The organism is Arthrobacter sp. SLBN-83 (genome assembly GCF_006715285.1).
GTDB lineage: Bacteria > Actinomycetota > Actinomycetes > Actinomycetales > Micrococcaceae > Arthrobacter.
This window is the reverse complement of the sequence record NZ_VFMX01000001.1, coordinates 3,706,051-3,726,681: the sequence shown is the minus strand read 5'-3', so window position 1 is coordinate 3,726,681 and position 20,631 is coordinate 3,706,051. Positions and strand designations below refer to the sequence as shown.

At 66.1% G+C, this 20,631-nt stretch carries 21 protein-coding genes; 9 read left to right on the top strand and 12 right to left on the bottom strand.

The genetic code is table 11. From position 1 onward, the window contains the following. Positions 1-17: 17 nt before the first annotated feature. Complete coding sequence (glgA, locus tag FBY30_RS17480) at positions 18-1,223, top strand: glycogen synthase (protein WP_142133857.1); 1,206 nt, start codon at positions 18-20, stop codon at positions 1,221-1,223. Positions 1,224-1,326: 103 nt separating this feature from the next. Here glgA and FBY30_RS17475 read toward each other — a convergent pair whose 3' ends face one another. Both FBY30_RS17475 and FBY30_RS17470 read right to left on the bottom strand, forming a co-directional pair. Then, positions 1,327-3,441: an acyl-CoA dehydrogenase family protein gene (locus tag FBY30_RS17475; RefSeq protein WP_142133856.1), complete on the bottom strand. Its 2,115-nt coding sequence runs from the start codon at positions 3,439-3,441 to the stop codon at positions 1,327-1,329. Between the two features lies 1 nt (position 3,442). Further along, positions 3,443-4,213 carry a TetR/AcrR family transcriptional regulator gene (locus FBY30_RS17470; protein WP_142133855.1) on the bottom strand — a complete coding sequence of 257 codons (771 nt, stop codon included), beginning with the start codon at positions 4,211-4,213 and terminating at the stop codon, positions 3,443-3,445. Positions 4,214-4,232: 19 nt separating this feature from the next. Here FBY30_RS17470 and FBY30_RS17465 point away from each other — a divergent pair, with 19 nt between their 5' ends. Genes FBY30_RS17465 through FBY30_RS17455 form a run of 3 tightly spaced genes read left to right on the top strand, consistent with a single transcriptional unit; the run spans position 4,233 to position 7,846 of the window. After that, positions 4,233-5,588 carry an acetyl-CoA C-acetyltransferase gene (locus FBY30_RS17465; RefSeq protein ID WP_142133854.1) on the top strand — a complete coding sequence of 452 codons (1,356 nt, stop codon included), beginning with the start codon at positions 4,233-4,235 and terminating at the stop codon, positions 5,586-5,588. Positions 5,589-5,597: 9 nt separating this feature from the next. Then, on the top strand, positions 5,598-6,938 hold the full coding sequence (locus tag FBY30_RS17460) for a 3-oxoacyl-ACP reductase (protein ID WP_142133853.1): 1,341 nt from the start codon (positions 5,598-5,600) through the stop codon (positions 6,936-6,938). Beyond that, positions 6,935-7,846 (top strand): MaoC family dehydratase, encoded by a 912-nt coding sequence (locus tag FBY30_RS17455; protein WP_142133852.1) that lies wholly within the window; start codon positions 6,935-6,937, stop codon positions 7,844-7,846. Before FBY30_RS17460 ends, FBY30_RS17455 begins: the two co-directional genes overlap by 4 nt. A gap of 23 nt (positions 7,847-7,869) precedes the next feature. Here FBY30_RS17455 and FBY30_RS17450 read toward each other — a convergent pair whose 3' ends face one another. The 5 genes from FBY30_RS17450 to FBY30_RS17430 all read right to left on the bottom strand — a co-directional run bounded on the left by FBY30_RS17450 (position 7,870) and on the right by FBY30_RS17430 (position 12,486). Further along, on the bottom strand, positions 7,870-8,988 hold the full coding sequence (locus FBY30_RS17450; protein WP_235009477.1) for an FUSC family protein: 1,119 nt from the start codon (positions 8,986-8,988) through the stop codon (positions 7,870-7,872). Positions 8,989-9,015: 27 nt separating this feature from the next. Then, positions 9,016-10,125 carry a serine hydrolase domain-containing protein gene (locus FBY30_RS17445; RefSeq protein WP_142133851.1) on the bottom strand — a complete coding sequence of 370 codons (1,110 nt, stop codon included), beginning with the start codon at positions 10,123-10,125 and terminating at the stop codon, positions 9,016-9,018. A 40-nt stretch (positions 10,126-10,165) separates the two neighbouring features. Continuing rightward, on the bottom strand, positions 10,166-11,260 hold the full coding sequence (locus FBY30_RS17440) for a glutathione S-transferase family protein (RefSeq protein ID WP_142133850.1): 1,095 nt from the start codon (positions 11,258-11,260) through the stop codon (positions 10,166-10,168). Between the two features lie 30 nt (positions 11,261-11,290). Next, entirely contained in the window at positions 11,291-12,031 is a 741-nt protein-coding gene (locus tag FBY30_RS17435) for a M50 family metallopeptidase (RefSeq protein WP_142133849.1), read from the bottom strand. A gap of 152 nt (positions 12,032-12,183) precedes the next feature. Continuing rightward, positions 12,184-12,486, bottom strand: coding sequence for a DUF4193 domain-containing protein (locus FBY30_RS17430; RefSeq protein ID WP_018761323.1), 303 nt, complete (start codon positions 12,484-12,486; stop codon positions 12,184-12,186). Between the two features lie 206 nt (positions 12,487-12,692). Here FBY30_RS17430 and FBY30_RS17425 point away from each other — a divergent pair, with 206 nt between their 5' ends. The 4 genes from FBY30_RS17425 (at position 12,693) to FBY30_RS17410 (ending at position 15,490) form a co-directional block, all read left to right on the top strand. Next, positions 12,693-13,835 carry a glycosyltransferase family 9 protein gene (locus FBY30_RS17425; RefSeq protein WP_142133848.1) on the top strand — a complete coding sequence of 381 codons (1,143 nt, stop codon included), beginning with the start codon at positions 12,693-12,695 and terminating at the stop codon, positions 13,833-13,835. After that, positions 13,832-14,803 (top strand): glycosyltransferase family 9 protein, encoded by a 972-nt coding sequence (locus FBY30_RS17420; RefSeq protein WP_142133847.1) that lies wholly within the window; start codon positions 13,832-13,834, stop codon positions 14,801-14,803. The genes FBY30_RS17425 and FBY30_RS17420 overlap by 4 nt, the downstream gene beginning before the upstream one ends. A gap of 75 nt (positions 14,804-14,878) precedes the next feature. Beyond that, entirely contained in the window at positions 14,879-15,109 is a 231-nt protein-coding gene (locus tag FBY30_RS17415; protein ID WP_142133846.1) for a hypothetical protein, read from the top strand. Between the two features lie 189 nt (positions 15,110-15,298). Then, entirely contained in the window at positions 15,299-15,490 is a 192-nt protein-coding gene (locus tag FBY30_RS17410; RefSeq protein ID WP_142133845.1) for a three-helix bundle dimerization domain-containing protein, read from the top strand. A 15-nt stretch (positions 15,491-15,505) separates the two neighbouring features. Here the strand turns inward: FBY30_RS17410 and FBY30_RS17405 are convergent, their stop codons facing one another. From FBY30_RS17405 to FBY30_RS17385, 5 genes are all read right to left on the bottom strand, one after another. Then, positions 15,506-16,531, bottom strand: a complete 1,026-nt coding sequence (locus tag FBY30_RS17405; protein ID WP_142133844.1) for an NADPH:quinone reductase — start codon at positions 16,529-16,531, stop codon at positions 15,506-15,508. 56 nt (positions 16,532-16,587) lie between these two features. Then, a complete protein-coding gene (locus tag FBY30_RS17400; RefSeq protein WP_142133843.1) occupies positions 16,588-17,424 on the bottom strand; it encodes a formate/nitrite transporter family protein in 837 nt (278 codons plus the stop codon). Between the two features lie 133 nt (positions 17,425-17,557). Next, entirely contained in the window at positions 17,558-17,812 is a 255-nt protein-coding gene (locus tag FBY30_RS17395; protein ID WP_142133842.1) for a hypothetical protein, read from the bottom strand. 253 nt (positions 17,813-18,065) lie between these two features. After that, entirely contained in the window at positions 18,066-18,239 is a 174-nt protein-coding gene (locus FBY30_RS17390; RefSeq protein WP_142133841.1) for a CsbD family protein, read from the bottom strand. 96 nt (positions 18,240-18,335) lie between these two features. After that, positions 18,336-19,940, bottom strand: coding sequence for a phospholipase D family protein (locus tag FBY30_RS17385; RefSeq protein ID WP_142133840.1), 1,605 nt, complete (start codon positions 19,938-19,940; stop codon positions 18,336-18,338). 181 nt (positions 19,941-20,121) lie between these two features. Here FBY30_RS17385 and FBY30_RS17380 point away from each other — a divergent pair, with 181 nt between their 5' ends. Continuing rightward, complete coding sequence (locus tag FBY30_RS17380) at positions 20,122-20,583, top strand: GatB/YqeY domain-containing protein (protein WP_142133839.1); 462 nt, start codon at positions 20,122-20,124, stop codon at positions 20,581-20,583. Positions 20,584-20,631: the final 48 nt, after the last annotated feature.

Genomic DNA, 20,631 nt, shown 5'->3' with positions numbered 1-20,631 from the left:
CGACTACCTTGGGTCTTGTGCGAATAGACATTGTGACTAAAGAGTTCCCGCCGGAGATCTACGGTGGCGCCGGGGTGCATGTAGCCGAATTGAGCAGGGTGCTTAGTAAGCACGTTGACCTGCAGGTTCGTGCTTTCGGCGCTCCCCGTGATGCCGATTACCATGGCGCAACGGTAACGTCCTACCAGGTCCCGGAGGACCTTGGCGGGGCGAACGCGGCGGTCCAGACCCTCGGTGTGGACCTGCGCATTGTGCCGGACGTGCAAGGCGCGGACCTGGTCCATTCGCACACCTGGTACGCCAACATGGCCGGCCATTTGGCCTCCCTGCTGCACGGAATTCCGCACGTTCTCAGCGCCCACAGCCTCGAGCCGCTGCGTCCCTGGAAGGCTGAACAGCTGGGCGGCGGCTATGCCCTTTCCTCCTGGGTGGAGAAGACGGCGTACGAAGCTGCGGCCGCGATTATCGCGGTGTCCGAGGGCATGCGCCAGGACATCCTGCGCAGCTACCCCAACGTGGATCCGGCAAAGGTCCGCGTGGTGCACAACGGAATCGACGTGGAGCTTTGGCAGCGTGACGAAAACGACGACGACGTCCGCGCCCTGGGGATCGATCCCGCCAAGCCGAGTGTCGTCTTTGTGGGAAGAAACACACGCCAAAAGGGCGTCCCCTACCTCCTGCGGGCGGCAGCGAAGCTGCCGGCCGACGTCCAGCTGGTCCTGTGCCTCGGCGCGGCGGACACCCCGGAACTCGCAGCAGAGACCGCGGCCCTGATCGAGGACCTGCAGAAGCAGCGCACGGGCGTGGTGCTGATCGAGCGGATGCTGCCGCGCCACGAGCTCATCCAGGTGCTCAGCCACGCCACCGCATTCGCCTGCCCCTCCATCTACGAGCCGCTGGGCATCGTCAACCTTGAGGCCATGGCCTGCGGCGCGGCTGTGGTGGCCAGCGCCACCGGCGGCATCCCCGAGGTCGTGGAGCATGGCCGCACCGGCCTGCTGGTGGATCTGGAGCAGGTCACGGACGGCACAGGGACACCCCTGGATCCGGAGAAGTTCGTCAGCGAGTTCGCTGACGCACTCACCGAGGTGGTGTCCGATCCCGACCGCGCCCGGGCGATGGGACAGGCCGGCCGGGAACGGGCTGAGAAGCACTTCTCCTGGGAGTCCATCACCGAGACCACCCTTGAGGTGTACCGCTCCGTGCTGCCAGCCGCCGGCTGATCGTCCCCGGCCGTACAACCTGCGACGGCGCCGCTCCCCTTGGCGGGGGAGCGGCGCCGTCGTCATTTCCTGGCTTTGCCGACAGGCGCGGCAGTTTGGCTGGTTAGCCCTTGCGGCCCGGCGCGGCGGTCCTCGCGATCAGCACCTTCTCATCCACCGGGGCCTGTCCGCTGGCACGTTCATTCCGAAAATGCGTACGGGCTTCGTCCTGGCGTGTCTTTTCGGCACCGGTAGCGATGGCTGCACGGACGTGCTCCTCGCCGTATCCAAAGGCGTCCACCAGGTCCAGCGCATGCGGGCGGATCTTCTCCAGCAGCCGGTTGATGTATCCGCCCACGGTGCGGGCCCGCTGCATGGAGAGGCGGCCGTTCATGAGGTACCAGGACAGGTTCTTCTCGATCAGCGACAGGCCGAACAGATCGCGCAGCCAGGTCAGTACCGTCCTGGTTCCCGGGTCCGCCACCTTGTGCAGGCCTTCCGTGAAGGCCTCCCACTGCAGCAGCTCCGCGTGGGCCTGGGCGGCGTCAATGAGTTCGTTCTGGTGCCGGTTGAACAGGGCGGCACCCTTGTCCTGCGGGAGGCGCTTGCTGCCCTTGAGGGCGGCTCCCGCCTCGGCCACCATGCTCTGCACCCGATCCGTGAGGAGCGCGCGCTGGCTTTCCTCGTCCCGCAGTGCGTTCGCGGCCTTCTGGACCGACCCGGAGTCCGCCACGAACTGGGCCACCTGGCGCAGGCCGGTGCGGTGCACGGCGACGCCGGCTGCCTGGTTCACCACGTAGCGGGCCAGGACGCCGAAGTCCACGTTGCGGAATTCCTTGGCGTAGTCGGCCAGCAGGCGCTTGGCCACCAGCTGGAGCAGGACCGTGTTGTCGCCCTCGAAGGTGGCGTACACGTCTAGATCCGCGCGCAGTGAGGCGAAGCGGTTTTCGATCAGGAACCCTGCGCCGCCGCAGGCCTCACGGCATTCCTGCAGGGTGTCCAGGGCATGCCAGGTGCTCAACGGCTTCAGCGCTGCCGCCAGGGTCTCCAGGTCCTGGCGGTCTGCGTCGGTGTCGTGGGCGCCGGAGAAGACATCGTCGAACTTCTCCAGGAGCTGTTCGTGGGCGAAGGCGGCCGCGTAGGTGGTGGCCAGCCTGGTGAACAGCCGCCGCTGGTGGCGCTGGTAGTCGAGCAGGACCTCCTCCTCCGTGTGGGAGGATGCGTTGAACTGGCGGCGCTCGGTGGCGTACTGGATGGCCGCTTTCAAGGCCACCTTGGAGGCGGCGACGGCGGCGCCGTCCAGGGACACCCGGCCCTGGACCAGGGTGCCCAGCATGGTGAAGAAGCGCCGGCCAGGGCTGGCGATGGGCGAGGTGTACGTTCCGTCCTCGTCAACGTTGCCGTACCGGTTCAGGAGGTTGGTCCTGGGGATGCGGACGTTGGTGAAGTGCAGGCGGCCGTTGTCGATGCCGTTCAGGCCGCCCTTGATACCGTCGTCCTCGCCGCCGATGCCGGGCAGGAACTCCTTGGTCTGCGGGTCCCGCAGGTCCACGTAGAAGGCGTGGACACCGTGGTTCACGCCGCGGGTGACCAGCTGGGCGAAGACCACGGCGCCCAGTCCGTCGGTGGCGGCGTTGCCGATGTAATCCTTCCACGCTGCCCGGAAGGGGGTATGGATGACGAACTCTTCGGTGTCGGGATCGTACGTTGCGGTGGTGGCGATGCTGGCCACATCCGAGCCATGCCCGGTTTCCGTCATGGCGAAGCAGCCGGGGATCTCAAGGTTCATGATTCCCGGCAGCCACTTGGTGTGGTGTTCTGCCGTTCCCAAATGCATCACTGCCGAACCGAAGAGTCCCCACTGGACGCCGGCCTTGATCTGGAGCGACGGGTCGGCCACCACCAGTTCCTCAAACCCTGCAATGTTTCCACCGTGGTCGTCCGAGCCGCCCAGCCCGGACGGGAAGGCGCGGTGCACGGCTTCGTTGTCCACGAGATATTTGAGCTGGCCGAAGACGCGCGCACGGTGGTCCGTGTGGGTCAGGCCTTCCACTTTGTGCAGTTCCGGCCTGGCAGCCAGGTCCCTTGCCTGGAGGCGGACGTCGGCCCACTTTCCCAGGAGCTGCCTGCCCAAAGCCTCGACGTCGATGGCGGGGGCGGGGCTCTTGTCCGGAGTGGCTGCAGGGGTTGCCGCGGGGCGCAGGCCCCTGCCGGCTTGGCGTTCCACTACATCAGTCATGTCACAGTCCTTCTTTGGCGGATAACTTGGTGGTTGGTGAAGCGGGGGTGAGTTCAGGGGCTATGCCAACACACAGCCACGCCGTGATCTGGCGGGCCATGGTCTCCTGCGTGGGCTTGGCGGGGGAGTCGGGGGTGCTGAGCCACTGTTCGCCGGCGTTGCGCACCAGGCCGATCGCTGCTTTGGGCCAGTACCCGATGACAGCTTCTCCAACGTCGCCGAGGTGCGAGCGCATGGGCTTGGCGATCATGTCCGCGATGGCGTCGAAGAAGTGCCCCAGCGGGCCGCCGGCGGCTGCAGGATGGGCAGGCACGGCCTGATCGGCGGGGGCGTAGCTGGTGACGAACGCGTAGACGTTGGGGCTGGTGTCCGCCATTTGCAGGTAGGCCGAGACCATCGCCAGCAGCCCTTCCCGGGGTGTGAGGGCGCTTTGCGCAGCCTCCTGGATGCGGTGCTGCATCTGGCTCAGGACCACTTCGCCCACAGCCTGCTGAAGCCCCGCCTTATCCCCGAAGTAACGGTAAAAGACCGACTTGGAGGTTCCGGCGGCGGTTGCGATGTCCTCCATGGACGCGTCGCTGCCAAGTGCATGCACTGCACGCCGGGCCTGCTTGATCAGTTCCCTGCGGCGTTCCTCACGGTGGCTTTGCCAACGCGAGGAACGCCCGTCGGAGCTTGCGGTCTGCTCAGGCCCGACGGCAGGAGGGAGGGTTGTGTCCTGAAAGTTCACGATACCCAGCGTATCAGGTACGCTGGGTATCGGTAACCGCATGTGACCCGAGGAGCCTTCCATGTCCATAGACGGACAGTCCACCCCCGCGCCTGATGGATCAGTTTCAGCCGCCTTCCCTGCAACCCGCAGGGCGGTGATCGTCGGCGGAAACAGGATTCCCTTCGCCCGTGCCGGCGGCGCCTATGCAAAGTCCTCCAACCAGGACATGCTGACCGCTGCCCTGGACGGCCTGATTGCACGCTTCGGACTTCAGGACGAGCGGATCGGCCAGGTGGCAGCGGGCGCCGTGCTCAAGCACTCCAGGGATTTCAACCTCACCAGGGAGGCGGTGCTGGGTTCTGCACTCTCCGCCGAGACTCCCGTTTATGACCTCCAGCAGGCTTGTGCCACCGGCCTTGAAACGGTGGTGGGACTGGCGAACAAGATCAAGTTGGGACAGATCGATTCCGCCATCGCCGGCGGCGTCGATTCTGCTTCTGATGCGCCGGTGGTTGTCAGTGAAGGGCTTCGTGAGGTCATCCTGGACCTGCACCGCGCCAAGACGCTTCCCCAGCGCCTCCAGATCCTGAGCCGCCTGCGGCCCAAGGACCTTACCCCACTGGCCCCCGGCACGGCAGAGCCCCGGACCGGCCTGACCATGGGCGAGCATCAGGCGCTCACCACCGCACAGTGGAAGATCTCCCGGGAAGCCCAGGACGAGCTGGCCCTGAACAGCCATCACAACCTTGCCGCCGCCTACGAGTCAGGGTTCTTTGATGACCTGATGACCCCCTACCGCGGTCTGACGCGCGACGCGAACCTGCGCGCGGATACTTCGATGGAGAAGCTCGCTGGCCTGAAGCCGGTCTTTGGCCGCAACCTTGGGGCAGATGCCACCATGACCGCGGGGAACTCCACCCCACTGACAGACGGCGCCTCCACTGTGTTGCTGGCGTCCGACGAATGGGCAGACGCCCGCGACCTGCCCAAGCTGGCAACCGTGGTCGACGCTGAGGCCGCCGCAGTGGATTTCGTCCACGGCAAGGACGGCCTCCTGATGGCGCCGGTGTTCGCTGTGCCCCGGCTCCTGGCCCGCCAGAACCTCACGTTCGCCGACTTTGACTACTTCGAAATCCACGAAGCCTTTGCGGCCACCGTCCTCAGCACGCTGGCCGCATGGGAGGACGAGGAATTCGGCCGGACCCGCCTGGGCCTGGAAGGCGCCTTCGGCAGCATCGACCGCTCGCGCCTCAACGTCAATGGTTCTTCGCTGGCGGCAGGCCACCCGTTCGCCGCAACCGGTGGCCGCATCGTCGGCACCCTGGCCAAGATGCTGCACGACAAGGCGGCCTCCACTGGCCGCCCCGCCCGCGGCCTGGTCTCCGTCTGCGCGGCCGGCGGCCAGGGCGTCGTCGCGATCCTGGAATCCCTGTAGGAGCGCGGCATGGCAGATAAATACACACAACTGGTCAACAGCGGCCCGGGCCGCAACCTTGCAAAGAAGCTCGGCCTCCCGCAGCCCGCTGTCCTGCGCCGGTACGAGCCCGGCCAGCCGCTGGTGGCGGGCCCCATCGTCGTCGTGGGGGACACCGCAGGAGCGGACAAGCTTGCTGTGGAACTGCTGTCCTGGGACCTTGACGTCAGGCGGCACGCGGTCCCGGCCGAAAAGCTCGGCGCCATCATCCTGGTGCTGGACGAGGTGGAGCACCCGGCGGACCTGGAAAAGCCCGTCCTGGCGGCGGCCGGTTCGCTCCGCGACCTGCGGGCCGGCGGCCGGATCATCACGTTGTCGCGTCCCGCGGCGGAGGCGTCCTCGCCCCAAACGGCAGCGGCACGGCAGGGGGTGGACGGCTTCCTGCGCTCCCTTGCCAAGGAACTGCGGGCGGGGGCAACGGGAAATGGGGTACTCCTGGCAGACGGCACCACGTCCACCAGCCCCAGCGCCCTTGGTGCGATCAGGTTCTTCCTCTCCGCCCGCTCCGCCTTCGTGGACGGCCAGTTCCTCACGGTTTCAACGGAGGACGGCGTGCTTCCCGCCGACCCGGAACGGCCGCTGGAAGGAAAAATTGCCGTCGTCACCGGCGCCGCGCGCGGCATCGGAGCCCAGATTGCCCGGACCATGCACCGGGACGGAGCCACGCTCATCCTGGTGGACATCCCGGCTGCCGGGGACCAGTTGGCGTCCGTAGCCAACGAGGTGCGGGGCACCGCCTTGCAGCTGGACATCACCGGCGCGGATGCGGGGCAACGGATCCTCGACCATGCCGTCCAGCGGCACGGGCGGCTGGACGTCGTAGTGCATAACGCAGGTGTCACGCGGGATAAGCTGCTGGCCAACATGGACCAGGCGCGTTGGAACAGCGTCATCAACATCAACATCGCCGCCCAGCTCCGGATCAACGAGGCACTGCTGCAATCAGGGCATTTGGGACCTACGCCGCGTATCGTTTCAGTTGCCTCCACCAGCGGCATCGCCGGGAACCGGGGACAGACCAACTACGCCGCATCCAAGGGGGGAGTGATGGGAATGGTTCGGGCCAGCGCCCCGCTGTTCGCATCCCGCGGCGGCACCATCAACGCCGTGGCTCCCGGCTTCATCGAAACCGAGATGACGGCCCGCATCCCGTTCGCCGTGCGGGAGGTGGCACGGCGGCTGAACTCGCTCCAGCAGGGCGGCCTTCCCTCCGACGTTGCGGAAACCATCGCGTTCCTGGCCAGCGACGCCGCGGGCGGCATCAACGGCGAGGTGCTGCGGGTGTGCGGGCAGAACCTGGTGGGGGCATGACACTCCAGCAACCAGTGATCCTGGCCGAGATGCCGTCCCTGTCCAAGCTCTACGTCAACGCCGCTGCGATGGCTGCACGGCGCAGGCTCCTGGGAAACCATGACACCTCGGTCCTTCCGGCGGAAAGCCACGAAGTCAGGGGCGTCGCTGTAGACGTCGAAAACCTCACTGCCTACCAGCACCTGATCGGTGAGACGGCCAGCGACGTGCTGCCGGCCGGTTTTATCCATGCCATCGCATTTCCCCTGGCCATGAGCGTCATGAACCGGGACGACTTTCCGCTTCCGCTGCTGGGCATGATCCATTTGCGCAACAGCGTGGAGCAGAGGTCGCCATTGGTTTTCACCGACGTTCTGGATATGACCGCCAAGGTGGAAAACCTGCGCGGACACCGTGCGGGCACCCAAGTGGACGTTGTGGCGGAGGTCCGGCCTGCCGGCTCTGCCGAGGTGCACTGGCGCGGGGTTTCCACCTACCTGGCCAAGGGGGTGTTCCTGCCGGGGATCGACAAACCCACCGCCGTGCCGGCAAGGGCTGACTTCACGGCACCGGACCCAACCGCCCTGTGGCACCTGGGTGTGGACGCCGGCCGTGCCTATGCCTCAGTGTCGGGGGACTTCAATCCCATTCACCTGAGTGTGCTCTCGGCCAAGGCATTGGGAATGCGCCGTTCGATCGCCCATGGCATGTACCTGGCGTCGCGGGCCCTTGCAGATGTGGGCCCGGCCCGCGGCGATTCCTTCACCTGGGAGGTGGAATTCGAGGCGCCCGTCTTCCTGCCGTCCCGGGTGGCCCTGGAGATCGACAGCGAACAAAGCCCTTCGGGGGCATGGAAGCACTCCAACTTTGTGGCCTGGAGCCCGCGCTCCGGGCGGCGCCATTTCACCGGCACCGTTGCAGCGCTTTAGTTCGCGGCGCGGCACATCCGGCATTAGTCCTTCGGCCGGACCGCGCGCAGGATCCGGTGAAGGCTGAGCAGGACCGATTCTGACGCAGGGACCGTTCCCTGCGAAGCGGGCCTGCCGGCGGTGGCGGCCATGCAGGCCTCCACCGCCGCAATGGCAGCGTCGTAGCGGTCCCTCCACTCCTGGGCGTCACCATCGGTGTCCGTGGACACCAGTTCCCCGGTGGCGGTGATGGCATTTGCGAGAGGTTCGTTGTCCTGCAAAGGGATGGCGTAGGGCACGTCGTCTTCCCAGATCACGTCGGAAAGCACGTCTGTCATGTCCTGGATATGGAAGGTGACCCGTTCCAGGTTTCTCAGGTCCTGGTAGTCCCGGTCGATGTCGCGCGGGTGCAGTTTCCGGCGTGGATTGGCGCGGCGGCTGGCATCGGCTTCCTTGACCAGGTGCCGCACCGACCTTGCCGCCTCGGCCAGTTCGTCCGACCTGCGGGACCACTCCTCGTGCTCGGGCGGCCATTTTTCCGTGAGGGCAGCGCCCATGTCCGTCAGCTGCCGGCCCAGTGCGAGCCGCAGGTCAGCCAAGCTTGAGGCAGCCGCATTGAGGTGCAACGGAGGGAAGATCAGGAAATTCACTGCAATGCCCACCGCTACTCCTGCCGCCATCTGCACCAGGTAGCCGTACGAGAAATCTTCCGCATTACTGCCGCCAACCAGCAGAACCAGCAGGGCCGCCGTCGGAATCCAATCGCTGCCTGACCCGATGCCCGGCAACCCGCCCAGCAACACGCCCACCCCCATGAACAGGGCGACGGTCAGTGGTGAGGGTTCGCTGATGCTCACCAGGACGAAAGCGAGGCCGATACCCATCGCAAGCCCCGCCAAGGCCTGTGCCCCCTGCTTCACCGAGCCGGCGACGTTGTGGTACATCGCCACCAGTGCACCCAGCGGCGCGTAATACGCGTAGTGCGACGCCGCGCCCGGCATGTGGGGAGCGATGGCGAAAGCCAGCCCGGCGGCGAGAGCCGCTTTGGCGGCCAGCTGCAGCCGCTGTGCCGCAAAGGCGGCAGAGAGTCCCCCTACCGCTTGTCTAAGTAATTGGGTCCCCCGAGCCCAGCGTGCGTCCGGCCGTGCCTGAGTATTGCCCATCCGGACAACAGTAGGGCCGGGCCTGCGTCAGGACAAACCTGCTGTTGAGCGCCGCACGGCAGCGGCCAGGCGGTGGGCCCGGCCCGGAGTGCGCCCCTCTTCCGCCCGCCGGGGGATGTAGCCGAAGCTCAGGCCATAGGACGGGTCGGCGAACCCGAGAGCAGCGTTGGCGCCCTCGTGGCCGAAGGCACGGTGGCTGCCAAAGTTCCGCGAGGGGTGCGGTTTCATGAAGACGACGGCGAAGACATTGTCCAGCCCTGAGGACCGGTCCAGTCCCCACACCTGCTCCCGGGTCATTGCCGTGATGGTGTCCGCTGTGAGGAACGGCTCAATGCCCTGGACGCCGGTCGTAGCGGCGGCGTACAGCCGGGCCAGGCCGTCAGCAGAGCCCACGCCGCCGGCGGCAGACATGCCCGCGGCGCGCACAGACCGGATGTTCGGCAGTTCCATGATGCTGCTCACGGGGGCGTTGCTGTTGAGGCCCTCAAGGCTGAGGGGGTCCACCCACGGTTGGCCCGGCTCCTCCTCGTAGAGGACGTCCCGGTACCGTGAGTCCAGGTCCTCGGGAAGGCCAAGGAAGAAATCCACTTCCTGCGGTTTGCGGATCCTCCGCTCATAGACATCCTGCAGCGCCTCGCCTGTGGTCCGGCGGCACAACTCCTCCATCAGGATCCCAATGGTAAGCGCGTGGTAGCCGAACTGCCGGCCAGGCTCCCAGGCGGGAGCAGCGGCGGCGAGCCGGCCGGCGGCCCGGGCGGTTGTGAACTCGTCGATGGCGAAGCCGCCGTCAACGCCCAGAAGCCCGGCCTGGTGGGACAGTGCCTCCCTGACCAGCAGCCTGTCCTTTCCATGAGTTGCGAACTCGGGCCAGTAGTGGGCCACTGTCTTGTCCAGGTCCAGAGCGCCATCCTGCACAAGGAGGGCGATAACCATGGCGGCAACGCCTTTCGAACACGAATACCCGCCGGTCAGCGTGTCGGCGGTCATTTCGGGCCCGCCGGTCAGGCGCACTACCGGCACACCCTGGTGGTAGGCAGCCAGTTGCGCGCTGTAACGGGAATCCTCGGCGAGAAGGGACTCGAACAGGGCCAAGACGTTTTCGTATCCCGGCGCCACAAAACCAAGAGAAGTCTGCATGCCTGACAGTGTAAAGGGAAAGCGGTTTCCTCTGTAGGGACTAGCGCTCTTTGGTGGCGCCGTGTCCCGGTGCCACTTCCTCACCCTGCCGGACAGGCCCGGGAGCGGTGCCATCGCCGAACGGCCGCCCGCCCAGGGCCCCACGGCCGTGCTCTTCCAGCCATCCGCCCAGGTCCGGGCCGGCGGGAACAATTCCGGTGGGGTTTATGTCCTCATGGACGATGTAGTAGTGCCGCTTGATCTGCACGAAGTCGATGGTGTCGCCGAACCCCGGAGTCTGGAACAGGTCCCGGGCATAGCCCCAAAGGTTGGGCATCTCGCTGAGTTTCTGCCGGTTGCACTTAAAGTGTCCGTGGTAAACGGGATCGAACCTGGCAAGCGTCGTGAAGAGCCGCACGTCTGCCTCGGTGATGGTTTCACCCACCAGGTAGCGCTGCCGCGAGAGGCGGTCCTCAAGCCAGTCCATGGCGGTCCACAAGCGTTCGTATGCTGCATCGTAGGCTTCCTGCGAACCCGCGAAACCGCAACGGTAGACGCCGTTGTTGACCTCGGTGAAGACCCGCTTGTTCACTTGGTCGATCTCGTCACGAAGGTGCTCTGGATAGAGCCGGGGCGCGCCCGGGCGGTGGAACTCGGTCCACTCGGTCGAAAAGTCCAGGGTTATCTGCGGGAAGTTGTTGGTCACCACTTCGCCGCTGCGCACGTCCACGATGGCAGGCACAGTGATGCCGCGGGGGTAGCCGGGGAAGCGTTTGAAGTAGGCCTCCTGGAGGCGCTCGATGCCGAGGACCGGGTCCACGCCGCCGGGATCGAGGTCGAAAGTCCAGGACCGCGCATCGTGGGTGGGGCCGGGCTGGCCCAGCGAGATTGCCTCTTCCAGCCCCAGCAGCCTGCGGACAATCACGGTGCGGTTGGCCCACGGGCAGGCCCTGGCGGCAATGAGGCGGTAACGCCCTGCCTCCACAGGCCAGCCCGGCTCGCCATTGCTGCCCGGAGCGGCGTTCCTGGTGATGCGGTCCTCAATGTAATTGGTGTCGCGGGTGAATTCCGCTCCGCCCGTCACATAAGCTCCGCGGGTGCTGTGCCCGTTGGTGCCGTCGGACGCTTTGTGGGTGCTTTCCGTTTCCTGGCTCATGCCTTCCAGCCTAGGCGCCGGCTTGGGAATCTAGGCGCCTTTGAACAGGATCATCGAAATTGGCTGCCAGGCCACAAGCCAGGCCCCGGTGACGATCAGCGTGAACAAGGTGATCCAGATCCCGGACGGAATCGAGGTGGCGCGGTACAGGAGATAGGCATCGGAGCTGGACAGCCGGTCCCGGCGGCGGAGGTGGACGTTGGTGAGTTTCAGCAGGTCGCGGACGCCGGCCACCAGCAGTGCCAGGCCGACGACGACGGAGACGTGACCCACGACGGAACCAGGCGCAAGGAACCCCAGGCCAGCGGCGCCGGCGATGGCTGCAGTGGTGATGGCGAATCCTGCCAGGTTGCGCAGGAAGACCAGTGACGCGGCCAGGACCAGCGCGCTGGTGGCCATGGCTGCCGGGCCCCAACCGTTGAGCCCACACCATACAAAAGCTGCACCAACCATGGCCGGCACAGGGTAGCCCCAGAAACACGACCACGCAGCGGCGAGCCTGCTCCGGCTATACGTGGTGGTGGTCCCCGAGTGATCAAGCCGGAGGCGGATTCCTGTTAATCGCTGGCCGGAGCTCACGGCTGCAAAGGCGTGGCCCAGTTCGTGCGTGGCGGTGGCGAGGAGCCCGAAGTAGCGCCAGCTGCGGCGCGGGATGGACAGGGCGACGGCGGCTGCCAGGGCCAGGAGCATCTCAGCCCACGTGACGGTGGGTACGTTTGTTTGGGTGAAGGCTGCGCTCAACGCGCTCCACACGCTGGCGGGGCTGTCCACCGCTGCCTCCTGGTTGCCGGGGCCGGCGTCGTACGTCTTGTGCCCAACTTTACGAAGCTGGGCTGGGTGAATGCTTAAAACCGAAAGGCACGCCTGGTGTGGCGTGCCTTTCGGGCAAAAGTAGTGGTCTTTGCCACTGGAAGCTTGTGACCCTAGCCTTCGCACTCGGTGCAGTAGCTGTGGCCGTCTTTCTGCCGGGCGATCTGGGACCGGTGGCGGACCAGGAAGCAGGAGTAGCAGGTGAACTCGTCCTCAGCCTGCGGGATGACCTGGACTACGAGCTCCTCAGCGACGAATTCGCCGCCAGGGACCCCGGCGCCGTCCAGCCCGTCAGCTTCGTCCAACTCCTGCACAACGCTGCGGGCGTCGGGAGCGTTAGCTGACTGGAGCTGCTCGAGTGAGTTGTCCTGCGATTCCTTGACGTCGGAACGCAGTTCATCGTAATCGGTTGCCACTTTGGGTGCTTCTCTTTTCTTAGATGGGCTGTCGGGTATGAAACGTACAGCATGGAGCCGGTATTCCCCAACAGGGAGCGTAGATCCGCCGCCGATTGGGTAAAGGATCAAAGGAATGGCCGCGGGTTTGGCACCGTATCGCGGCGGCATGGGCAGTGGAGGGACGGCCGGTAGCTGTTCCCTCTGCGTGACGGAAGGGGCAGATTTTGGAGCAACTCACCGCAGAGTTCGGCGGTGCGGGACAAGTCGGCGTGGGTGTCGGTCCCGTGCTGGAGAAGTTCGACGCAGTGTCCAGGATCGTGGTCCTGCGTGGGGGCGGCCTCGGGGACCTGATTTTCGCGATCCCGGCCATGGCGGCGCTGAAGGCGGCCTACCCGGCAGCAACCATCACCTTGCTGGGAACGCCGATCCACCAAGCGCTGCTCGCGGCACTGAAAAGCCCGGTCGATGAAGTGGTGGTCCTGCCCTTCGCTGAGGGAGTCCGGCCCGGCGAAGAGGACCCGGAAGAGCTGGAGCGGTTCTTTGCGCAGATGCACAGCCGCAACTTCGACCTCGCCGTCCAGGTCCACGGTGGCGGACGGTATTCGAATCCATTCCTGCTGCGCTTGGGGGCGCGCCACACAGTGGGCACCAGGACAGCCGATGCCGCCAGCCTGGAACGCACCATCCCCTACCTCTATTACCAGCACGAACCGCTGCGCGCCTTGGAGGTGGCCGGCTTCGCGGGCGCCTTCCCCGTTGACCTCGAGGCCCGGTTGGCACCCATCGAAGGGGGAGCGGCCCCGGAAGCTGCCGACGGCGGCCCCGGCCAGCCACTGGTGGTGATCCATCCCGGCGCCACCGACCCCCGCCGTCGTTGGCCGGCGGAGAAGTTCGCCGAACTGGCGGCCGCCTGCGCGGCCGACGGCTCCCGCGTGGTCATCGTGGGGGACAGCAGTGAGCAGGAGCTGGCGGAGGGCATTGCGGCGCGGGCGGCGTCAGCAGGCGTCCGCTCCGTGGCCGGGGCACTCGACATGGGCGGACTGGTGGCGCTGCTGGCCGAAGCTGATGTTGTGGTGGCGAACGACAGCGGCCCCCGGCACCTTGCGCAGGCGCTGGGCGTGCCCACAGTGGGGATCTTCTGGGCCGGCAACGTGATCAACGCCGGCGCCCTGGGCAGGAGCCTCCACCGCGTGCACGCCTCCTGGGTGACCACCTGCCCCACCTGCGGCATTGATGTCACCCAGGTTGGTTGGACCGCACCACGCTGTGAACACGACGACTCAGTGGTGGCCGCCATCGGGGTGCCTGAAGTCTACGAGGACGTCCTCAGCCTCACCGCCACCAAGTTTGCCAGGCAGGACGCATGACGGGCGCCGAAGCTGCCCGGCAGTCCAGCGACGCGATTCCTGCCGATGGTAAGCCGGAGCTCCTGGTCCTGCGCGCCTTGAAGCTGGGTGACCTGCTGGTCGCCGTGCCGGCCTTGAAGGGAATCCGGCGCGCATTTCCCGAGCACCGGCTGCGCTACGCGGCCCAGGGCTGGTTGTCCGAAGCCCTGGGATTGGTGGGCGGCTATGAGCTGCTGCCGACGCACGGCCTGGATGAGCCGCTGGCGATGGAACCGGGTGTGGTGGATGTGGCTGTCAATCTGCACGGCAGCGGTCCAGAGAGCCAGGGGCGGATTGAGGCGTTGAAGGCACGGCAGACCGTTGGCCACCGAAGTGCGCACCGGGATGGCCCTCCTTGGCGGCCCGAGCTGCACGAGCGCGAACGCTGGGTCAGGCTCGTGGAGTGGCATGGCATCGAGGCGGATCCGCTGGACGTGCAGTTGAACACACCGCACATGCCCAGTCCGGTTCCGGGCGCCACCGTCCTGCATGTGGGGGCTGCATACGGCAGCAGGCTGTGGCCGGCGGAGCGCTTTGCGGCGGTGGCCGCCGCGCTCGCAGAAGCGGGACACCAGGTGGTGTTCACCGGCGGGACATCGGAACGGGAACGGGCAGAGGAAGTGTGCCGTCTTGCAGGTCTTCCGGGCACCGCCGTCCTTGCCGGGGTACTGGGCCTTGGCGAGTTCGCCGCCACGATCGCCTCCGCACGCCTGGTGGTCTCGGCCGACACGGGGGCCGCCCATCTGGCATCCGCGTATGGGACACCCTCGGTGGTGCTGTTCGGTCCGGCGCCGCCGGAAATCTGGGGGCCCCCGCCGGGACCCCATGTGGTCCTCACCCGCGCGGATCTCCGGCGCGGGGACACCTTCGCGGTCCAACCCGATCCAGCCCTGCTGGCCGTCCAGGTGCCCGATGTCATGGCTGCGGTACGGGGGCTGGGGCTTCTGTAAACGCTGTGGAGTTGCTGGCCGTTGATGTGGGTCCGCAGGGGTTGGAGTACCGCCCCTGCGGCCTAAAATTGGTGCATGAGCACTGAGCTGGAAATCGCCTTGGTGTTGGGGACGGCGTTCTTGTGGATTACCGTGACGCTGACGATCCTGTCAGCCATCGACCGCCCCGAAAGGAAAGCGCGGCGGCAGGAACGGCGCGATATCCGGACGGAGAAGCGACGGATTGAGTACCGGCCGGTCGCTGCCGGTTCCCACCCCCAGGGGCGGAACCGGCACCCCCGGAGCCGCAGGCTGCACCCGCACTGACGACGGCGGGACTACCGCGGGTGCATCGGCGTGGAGCACCCGACGGCGGGCGGGGCGCCCGGGCTGGCGCCCGCCGTCGTGCTCCTTGCTGCGATGGGCTGCTGGACATAAGACTGCCGCTGCCCTTGCCTGCCGCAGCCTTGCGCGTCAAGTCTTGACGGCCTTCCTCGAAACCCTGACACTTTCCCGATGGGAGTAAGCGAAGAGTTGCGTGCCCTGGGCGACGTGGTGGACAGGCTGGCGGCGAAGTTTCCCGCCCTGTCCAGGGAACACATCGAGGACGTGGTCCAGCAGGAGCACAGCCTCTTGGACACCGGCAGGGTCCGCGCATTCATACCTGTCCTGGTTGAACACGCCGCCCGGGACCGTCTCTCCCGCTGAAACCGGCGAAGGCGCTTAAGGTGCAGGTGCGACGTCGATGAGCACCTTCCCGATTGCTCCCTGTTCCACAGCATCATGCGCTGCGGCCGTCTGCTCAAGGGTGAAGCGCGTCAGGGGCAGCCCGTGGTCGTCGCCCACCCGCAGCGCGCCCCCCGCCAGGGCCTCGGCGACGGCCGCTACAGCATGCTCTTTCTGTCCGTCCGTCACCGTGTAGGTGAGGATGAACTGGTAGCGGACGTTCTTGGTCATGCTTTCGCGGATGGGAACGTTGAGCGATTCGCCGGGGTTGGCTGCGTAAATGGAGACGGTGCCGCCAGGTTTGAGGACCTGCAGGTCTGTTTCGATGTTGGCCGGCGCGTTGACGTCCACGATGATGTCCACACCGTCCGGGGCCGCTGCCTTGACGGCCTGGACCACGTCCTCCGACCGGTAGTTGATGACCGTACCTGCGCCGGCACGGCGGGCAAGTTCAGCCTTCCGGTCTCCGCTGACGGTGGTGATGACGGCAGCCCCGGCCCAGCGTGCCAGTTGGATGGCCGCGTGCCCCACAGCCCCTGCACCTCCAGTGACCAACACGCTGCGGCCCGCCAGGGCTCCGGGGGAGAGCCTGTCCGGTCCGTCTTCGTTCGAGGTCAGGGCACGGTGTGCTGTCAGCGCAGGAATTCCCAGCGAGGCACCGGTGTCGAAGGATTCCGCGTCGGGCAGGGCCACCACCTTGTGGGCGGGCACCACAACGTATTCCTGCGCTGTACCTTCATTCCCGGCCCACGCGACATCCCAGAGCCACACACGGTCGCCCACGTTCCAACCGGCTACCCCGGACCCCAGCTGGTCGACAACCCCGGCTCCGTCCTGGTTGGGAACCTTGGGGGCGGGCAGCTTGTTGCTTCCGCTGCCGGACCGTGACTTCCAGTCGGTGGGGTTCACTCCGGACACCACCAGACGGACCCGCACTTCGCCCGCACCCGGGTCAGTTATCGGTTTATCCTGCAGCTTCAGTACAGATGAAGGACCTGTTGCTTCGTACACGATTGCTTTCACGTCTTCTCCCACGTCCGGTTGCATAGTTCCTACGGGTTCCAAGCTACCGCTGCCGGTCAGGGGTTGCGGGCGGCATCGGGGTCGGTGGGTGCCTCCGTGCGGCGTTTCTGGATAAGTTCCTTTGTCCGCACCAGGCGCAGGAGGGTTACCAGGATGATGCCGCCGAGCACGTTGAACAGCAGCGTGTAGCCGAACCAGCCCAGCCACTGCACGTAGCTGATGTCCGCGCCAGAGTGGATCGCAGCGAAGATCAGCAGGGAGTCGAGGATTGAATGGAAGAGCGGCAGCGCAGCCAGCAGGAACCCGCCGATAACGGTGGCCACAATGCGCGCCACGTCGTTGTCCGTGCCCTGCTGCATCCGGCTCATGAGGGTGATGGTGCTTCCGCCCAGGACCGCCAAGGCGATGGACTGCAGTGAGAATGGGGCATCAACGAAATGGTGGGCGCTCTCGCTGACCACCATTGACCACTCGGGGAATGCCACCATGACGATCCAGACGAAGATCCATCCGCCCAGCAGGTTGGATACGAGAGTTCCTCCCCACAGTTTTGCCAGTTGGGTGTAGCTCGCTTCCTTCGCAGCAACGGCCGCCACGGGCATCAGGAAGTTCTCCGTGAACAGCTCGCTGTGTGCCAGCAGGAGGGCGATAAGCCCCATGCTGAAAGCCAGGCCCGCGAGCAGATGGTTTCCCGTTTCATGGAGTGTCGCGAGGTAGGCCATGATGCCAAGTCCCACTTCAAAACCGCCGAACACGCCGGTCACAAGGATGTTCCGCATTGTTCGATGCAGCCGCTCAGCCCCCTGGCCCACCGTCCGTTCGAACGACTCCTGAAGGTCATGCTCAAGTGGGGCGTCAGACTCCCCGAGTTCCCGCCGTCGTTCTTCGCTCATGTGCCTCTCCACCGCCGGATCACCTGCACTGCTACTGGGTAAGTACCCGCAGGAGCCGGCCCCACCCATCCGGGTGCCTGAAATCAGAAGGAGACGAAGGCGGGACAGGCGGGGGCGGGAAGAGGCTTGGGAGCTAAGGTCCCCGGTTTGGCGGCGCGTCCAGTGTCGCCTGGCGTCCCAGGATCCATGAACCGTCCGTGTCCTGGTCAGAAGTCCTATGCCGCATCCTGCGGACCAAAATGACCAGGGGCAGCAACAACAGTTGAAGGAGACCGGCCGCGACCAACAGGGCTACGAACAGGGCGATGACCGGGAGATACAGGAGAAAGACGCCCACCAGGGTTGCGACGTATCCTGCGATGAACCCGAGTATGGTCCCGGCATCCATGTTGTGCTCCCTGAAAGACCATCCCGAAACGGGGGATGCAATAAGTGAAAGCCCACTGCACGACCTAAGGATGATCCAAGATCCACGAAGATCCGGTGTCAAGGGCAGGGAACGCCCTACGGGCAAGCTTGGGGGAATTCAGCCGGGGTTAAGGACCAGCCGGTAGCAGGCAGGGGTGGTTGCAAAGCCGGCCCGGGGGAAGACAAAAGGGCGCACCCCGTTCGCTGGGTGCGCCCTTTTAAGAAGTTGCTCGTTAGTCCTTGAAAGCGTCCTTGACCTTTTCGCCGGCCTGCTTCAAGCCGCCCTTTGCCTGGTCCGCCTGGCCTTCGGCCCGCAGGCTCTCATCGCCAGTGGCGTTACCCGCCGCTTCCTTGCCCTTACCGCCGGCTTTTTCGGCAGCGTTCTCAATCTTGTCGCCCAGTCCCATGGTGTTACCTCCTGTGGTTGGCAGCCGTTCGCATTCGGCTGACAACATCATAAGCATGCTTAGGATCTGTTTTTCAAGTCCGCGGGTGTGTCCGGGTTAGAAACGGGTGGTGCCGCGAAGCCCGCGGGGACGGCCGTCCGGGTCAACAATGAACTGGTAGATCCGCTCGGCCCAAAGGCGGTGGAGGGCCGGGACGGGTTCGGGGACGTGGCGGCGCACCTGCCCGGCGGGCCGTGGCGTGCGGCGGCCTGTGCTGTGCCAGTGGTCCAGGGCGTCGGCCGTGCGGTTCCATAACTGCAACGCCCCATCCATTTGCAGTTGGGGGTCCTCTTCGTCCAGGCCGAGGTGTTCGGCCCACAGCTGCCGCCGCAGCTCCGTGGCGAGCGGGCGGGACTCCGGGGGACGTCCTCCTGAGTCCTGCCGGCCTTCGGCGGACGTGTCGATGACGGCGCAGGTAAGCTCACTGTCGGTGGTCCAGGACCGGCGGTTGAAGTTGTCGGATCCGCAGGTGAACCAGGTGTCATCGATAATGCAGATCTTGGCATGGACGTAGATCGGTGTCCCCTCGGTGTTCTCAAGGTCAAACACCCCCACCCGGTCCGGTGCGGCCCTGCGGAGCATGCTGATGGCGCGCAATTGCCCCAAGCGCCTGGGCGGGCCGCCCAGAAAGCCGTCGGAGTCAGGGTACCTGGGCACCACGATGATCACATTCAGTTCCTGGTTGCGCTCCAGCGCGGCTGCTATCCCGCTTGCCACCTCCGGGGACCACAGATACTGGTCCTCGATGTAGATGAGGGAACGCGCCTGGCCAAACGCTTTTGCATAGCCCCGCGCGATGCTGCGCTCGCCGTCCGGCGCGAACGGGAAGGGCGGGTGCTTCAGGCCGTACGTGCGCAGCAGCTGAACCGCGTGAGGGCCGGCCGGGGGCGGGGGAGGAGCGGCCTCCGGGAGCGGTTTGGGGTGCCGTGGCATCCGGGCAAGGCGCTGCAACAGCATCCGGTACGGCGTGTGCCGGTCAAGCGGGTGGGGGTCGTTCCACCGTTCAGCAAACACGGCCAGCACATCGGCGACTACCGGGCCCCGCAGTTCGAGGGCGGCGTCATGCCACGGGGGCCGTTGACCGTACTTCGGATCCATCTTCACCGCCTGTGGGTCCCCGGCATGCCCGGCGTCGTCCCGGCGGCTGTGCGAAAGGTCGATTCCCCCCACGAAGGCGACGTCGCGGGAGGGGTCGTCGCGACGGCGGATGACCACCAGTTTCTGGTGGTGCGAGCCGAACAGGCGCACCCGCTGATCCAACAGGGCCTCCCCGCCGGCGTCGTTGATCTGCCGACTAAGAAGTTCGTTGGAGCGGCCGCTGATGGGCGCAGAAATGCGCTCGCCGTGGGATCTCCAGACGAGGCCGCGCACCTCCACTCCGGACCTGGCAAGCCCGGCCAGCAACCCGCCAATCGTGGTCCCGTCCGCTGCGATCTGCTCGTCGGCGTCGCCGCGCCAGTCGGTGAACCAAACCCTGTCGCCCGCCTGGAGGCCTCGCAACTCTTCCTGCAGCCTGGAGAAGTAGGCCGCTCCGTGCACCAGGGGGCGGACCAGGTTGCCTTCTGACCATGCCGGAGTTCCTGCACCACCCGCCTGGATATCGGAGGCGGGGTTGCCGCGCTCGACCCAGTTCAGAAACCACTTGCCAACCGTGCTGTCCACTCGGTGCTCCTTTCGGGGCCCGGGGGACCGGGCGACTGGGTTCCCAAACTAGCCTACGGACCTGAGCAACCGCTGTCCTCGGAAGGGGCGGCCGTCAGTCCAGCCGCAGCGGCAGCAGGAACGGCGGAATAGGCTTGACCATAGCCATTACCCCTGCCAATGGAGATTGAGGCACAACACCATGTCACTGAAGGAAAAGCTGAAGGGCGACGTCGTCGTCCACATGAAAGCCGGCAACAAGGTGGCCCTGACCACGGTCCGGAACGTCCTGGGCGAAATCGAAACGCGGGAAAAGTCCGGAAAGACACCCATCGAGCTCGATGACCTCCAGGTCACCGCGCTGCTGCAAAAGGAGGCTGCCAAGCGCAGGGATACCGCTGCCACCTATTCCGCGGCGGGCCACGCCGACCGGGCGGACGCGGAGATCGCCGAGGCTGAGGTGATAGAGACCTACCTGCCCAAGGCCCTGACCCGTCAGGAAGCCGAAGCCATCGTCGACGAGGTCATCGCCGGCCTGAAAGCGGACGGTACCGAGCTGACGGTGCGCTCCATGGGCTCCGTCATGAAATCCGTCACCCCGAAGATCGGCGGACGCTTCGACGGCAAGGCCGTCAGCGAGATCGTCAGGGCCCGGCTGGCCTGACCACTACCCCGGTGCATTGGGGGATTTGACCGAAATGCATTGGGGGAT

Bases quoted from the DNA above. Each gene is read 5' to 3' on its own strand.
- FBY30_RS17460 (WP_142133853.1), top strand. From the start codon at position 5,598: ATGGCAGATAAATACACACAACTGGTCAACAGCGGCCCGGGCCGCAAC.
- FBY30_RS17400 (WP_142133843.1), bottom strand. From the start codon at position 17,424: ATGAGCGAAGAACGACGGCGGGAACTCGGGGAGTCTGACGCCCCACTT.
- FBY30_RS17380 (WP_142133839.1), top strand. From the start codon at position 20,122: ATGTCACTGAAGGAAAAGCTGAAGGGCGACGTCGTCGTCCACATGAAA.
- FBY30_RS17455 (WP_142133852.1), top strand. From the start codon at position 6,935: ATGACACTCCAGCAACCAGTGATCCTGGCCGAGATGCCGTCCCTGTCC.
- FBY30_RS17465 (WP_142133854.1), top strand. From the start codon at position 4,233: ATGTCCATAGACGGACAGTCCACCCCCGCGCCTGATGGATCAGTTTCA.
- FBY30_RS17415 (WP_142133846.1), top strand. From the start codon at position 14,879: ATGAGCACTGAGCTGGAAATCGCCTTGGTGTTGGGGACGGCGTTCTTG.
- FBY30_RS17445 (WP_142133851.1), bottom strand. From the start codon at position 10,125: ATGCAGACTTCTCTTGGTTTTGTGGCGCCGGGATACGAAAACGTCTTG.
- FBY30_RS17450 (WP_235009477.1), bottom strand. From the start codon at position 8,988: ATGGGCAATACTCAGGCACGGCCGGACGCACGCTGGGCTCGGGGGACC.
- FBY30_RS17390 (WP_142133841.1), bottom strand. From the start codon at position 18,239: ATGGGACTGGGCGACAAGATTGAGAACGCTGCCGAAAAAGCCGGCGGT.
- FBY30_RS17440 (WP_142133850.1), bottom strand. From the start codon at position 11,260: ATGAGCCAGGAAACGGAAAGCACCCACAAAGCGTCCGACGGCACCAAC.
- FBY30_RS17410 (WP_142133845.1), top strand. From the start codon at position 15,299: ATGGGAGTAAGCGAAGAGTTGCGTGCCCTGGGCGACGTGGTGGACAGG.
- FBY30_RS17475 (WP_142133856.1), bottom strand. From the start codon at position 3,441: ATGACTGATGTAGTGGAACGCCAAGCCGGCAGGGGCCTGCGCCCCGCG.
- FBY30_RS17395 (WP_142133842.1), bottom strand. From the start codon at position 17,812: ATGGATGCCGGGACCATACTCGGGTTCATCGCAGGATACGTCGCAACC.
- FBY30_RS17470 (WP_142133855.1), bottom strand. From the start codon at position 4,213: ATGCGGTTACCGATACCCAGCGTACCTGATACGCTGGGTATCGTGAAC.
- FBY30_RS17420 (WP_142133847.1), top strand. From the start codon at position 13,832: ATGACGGGCGCCGAAGCTGCCCGGCAGTCCAGCGACGCGATTCCTGCC.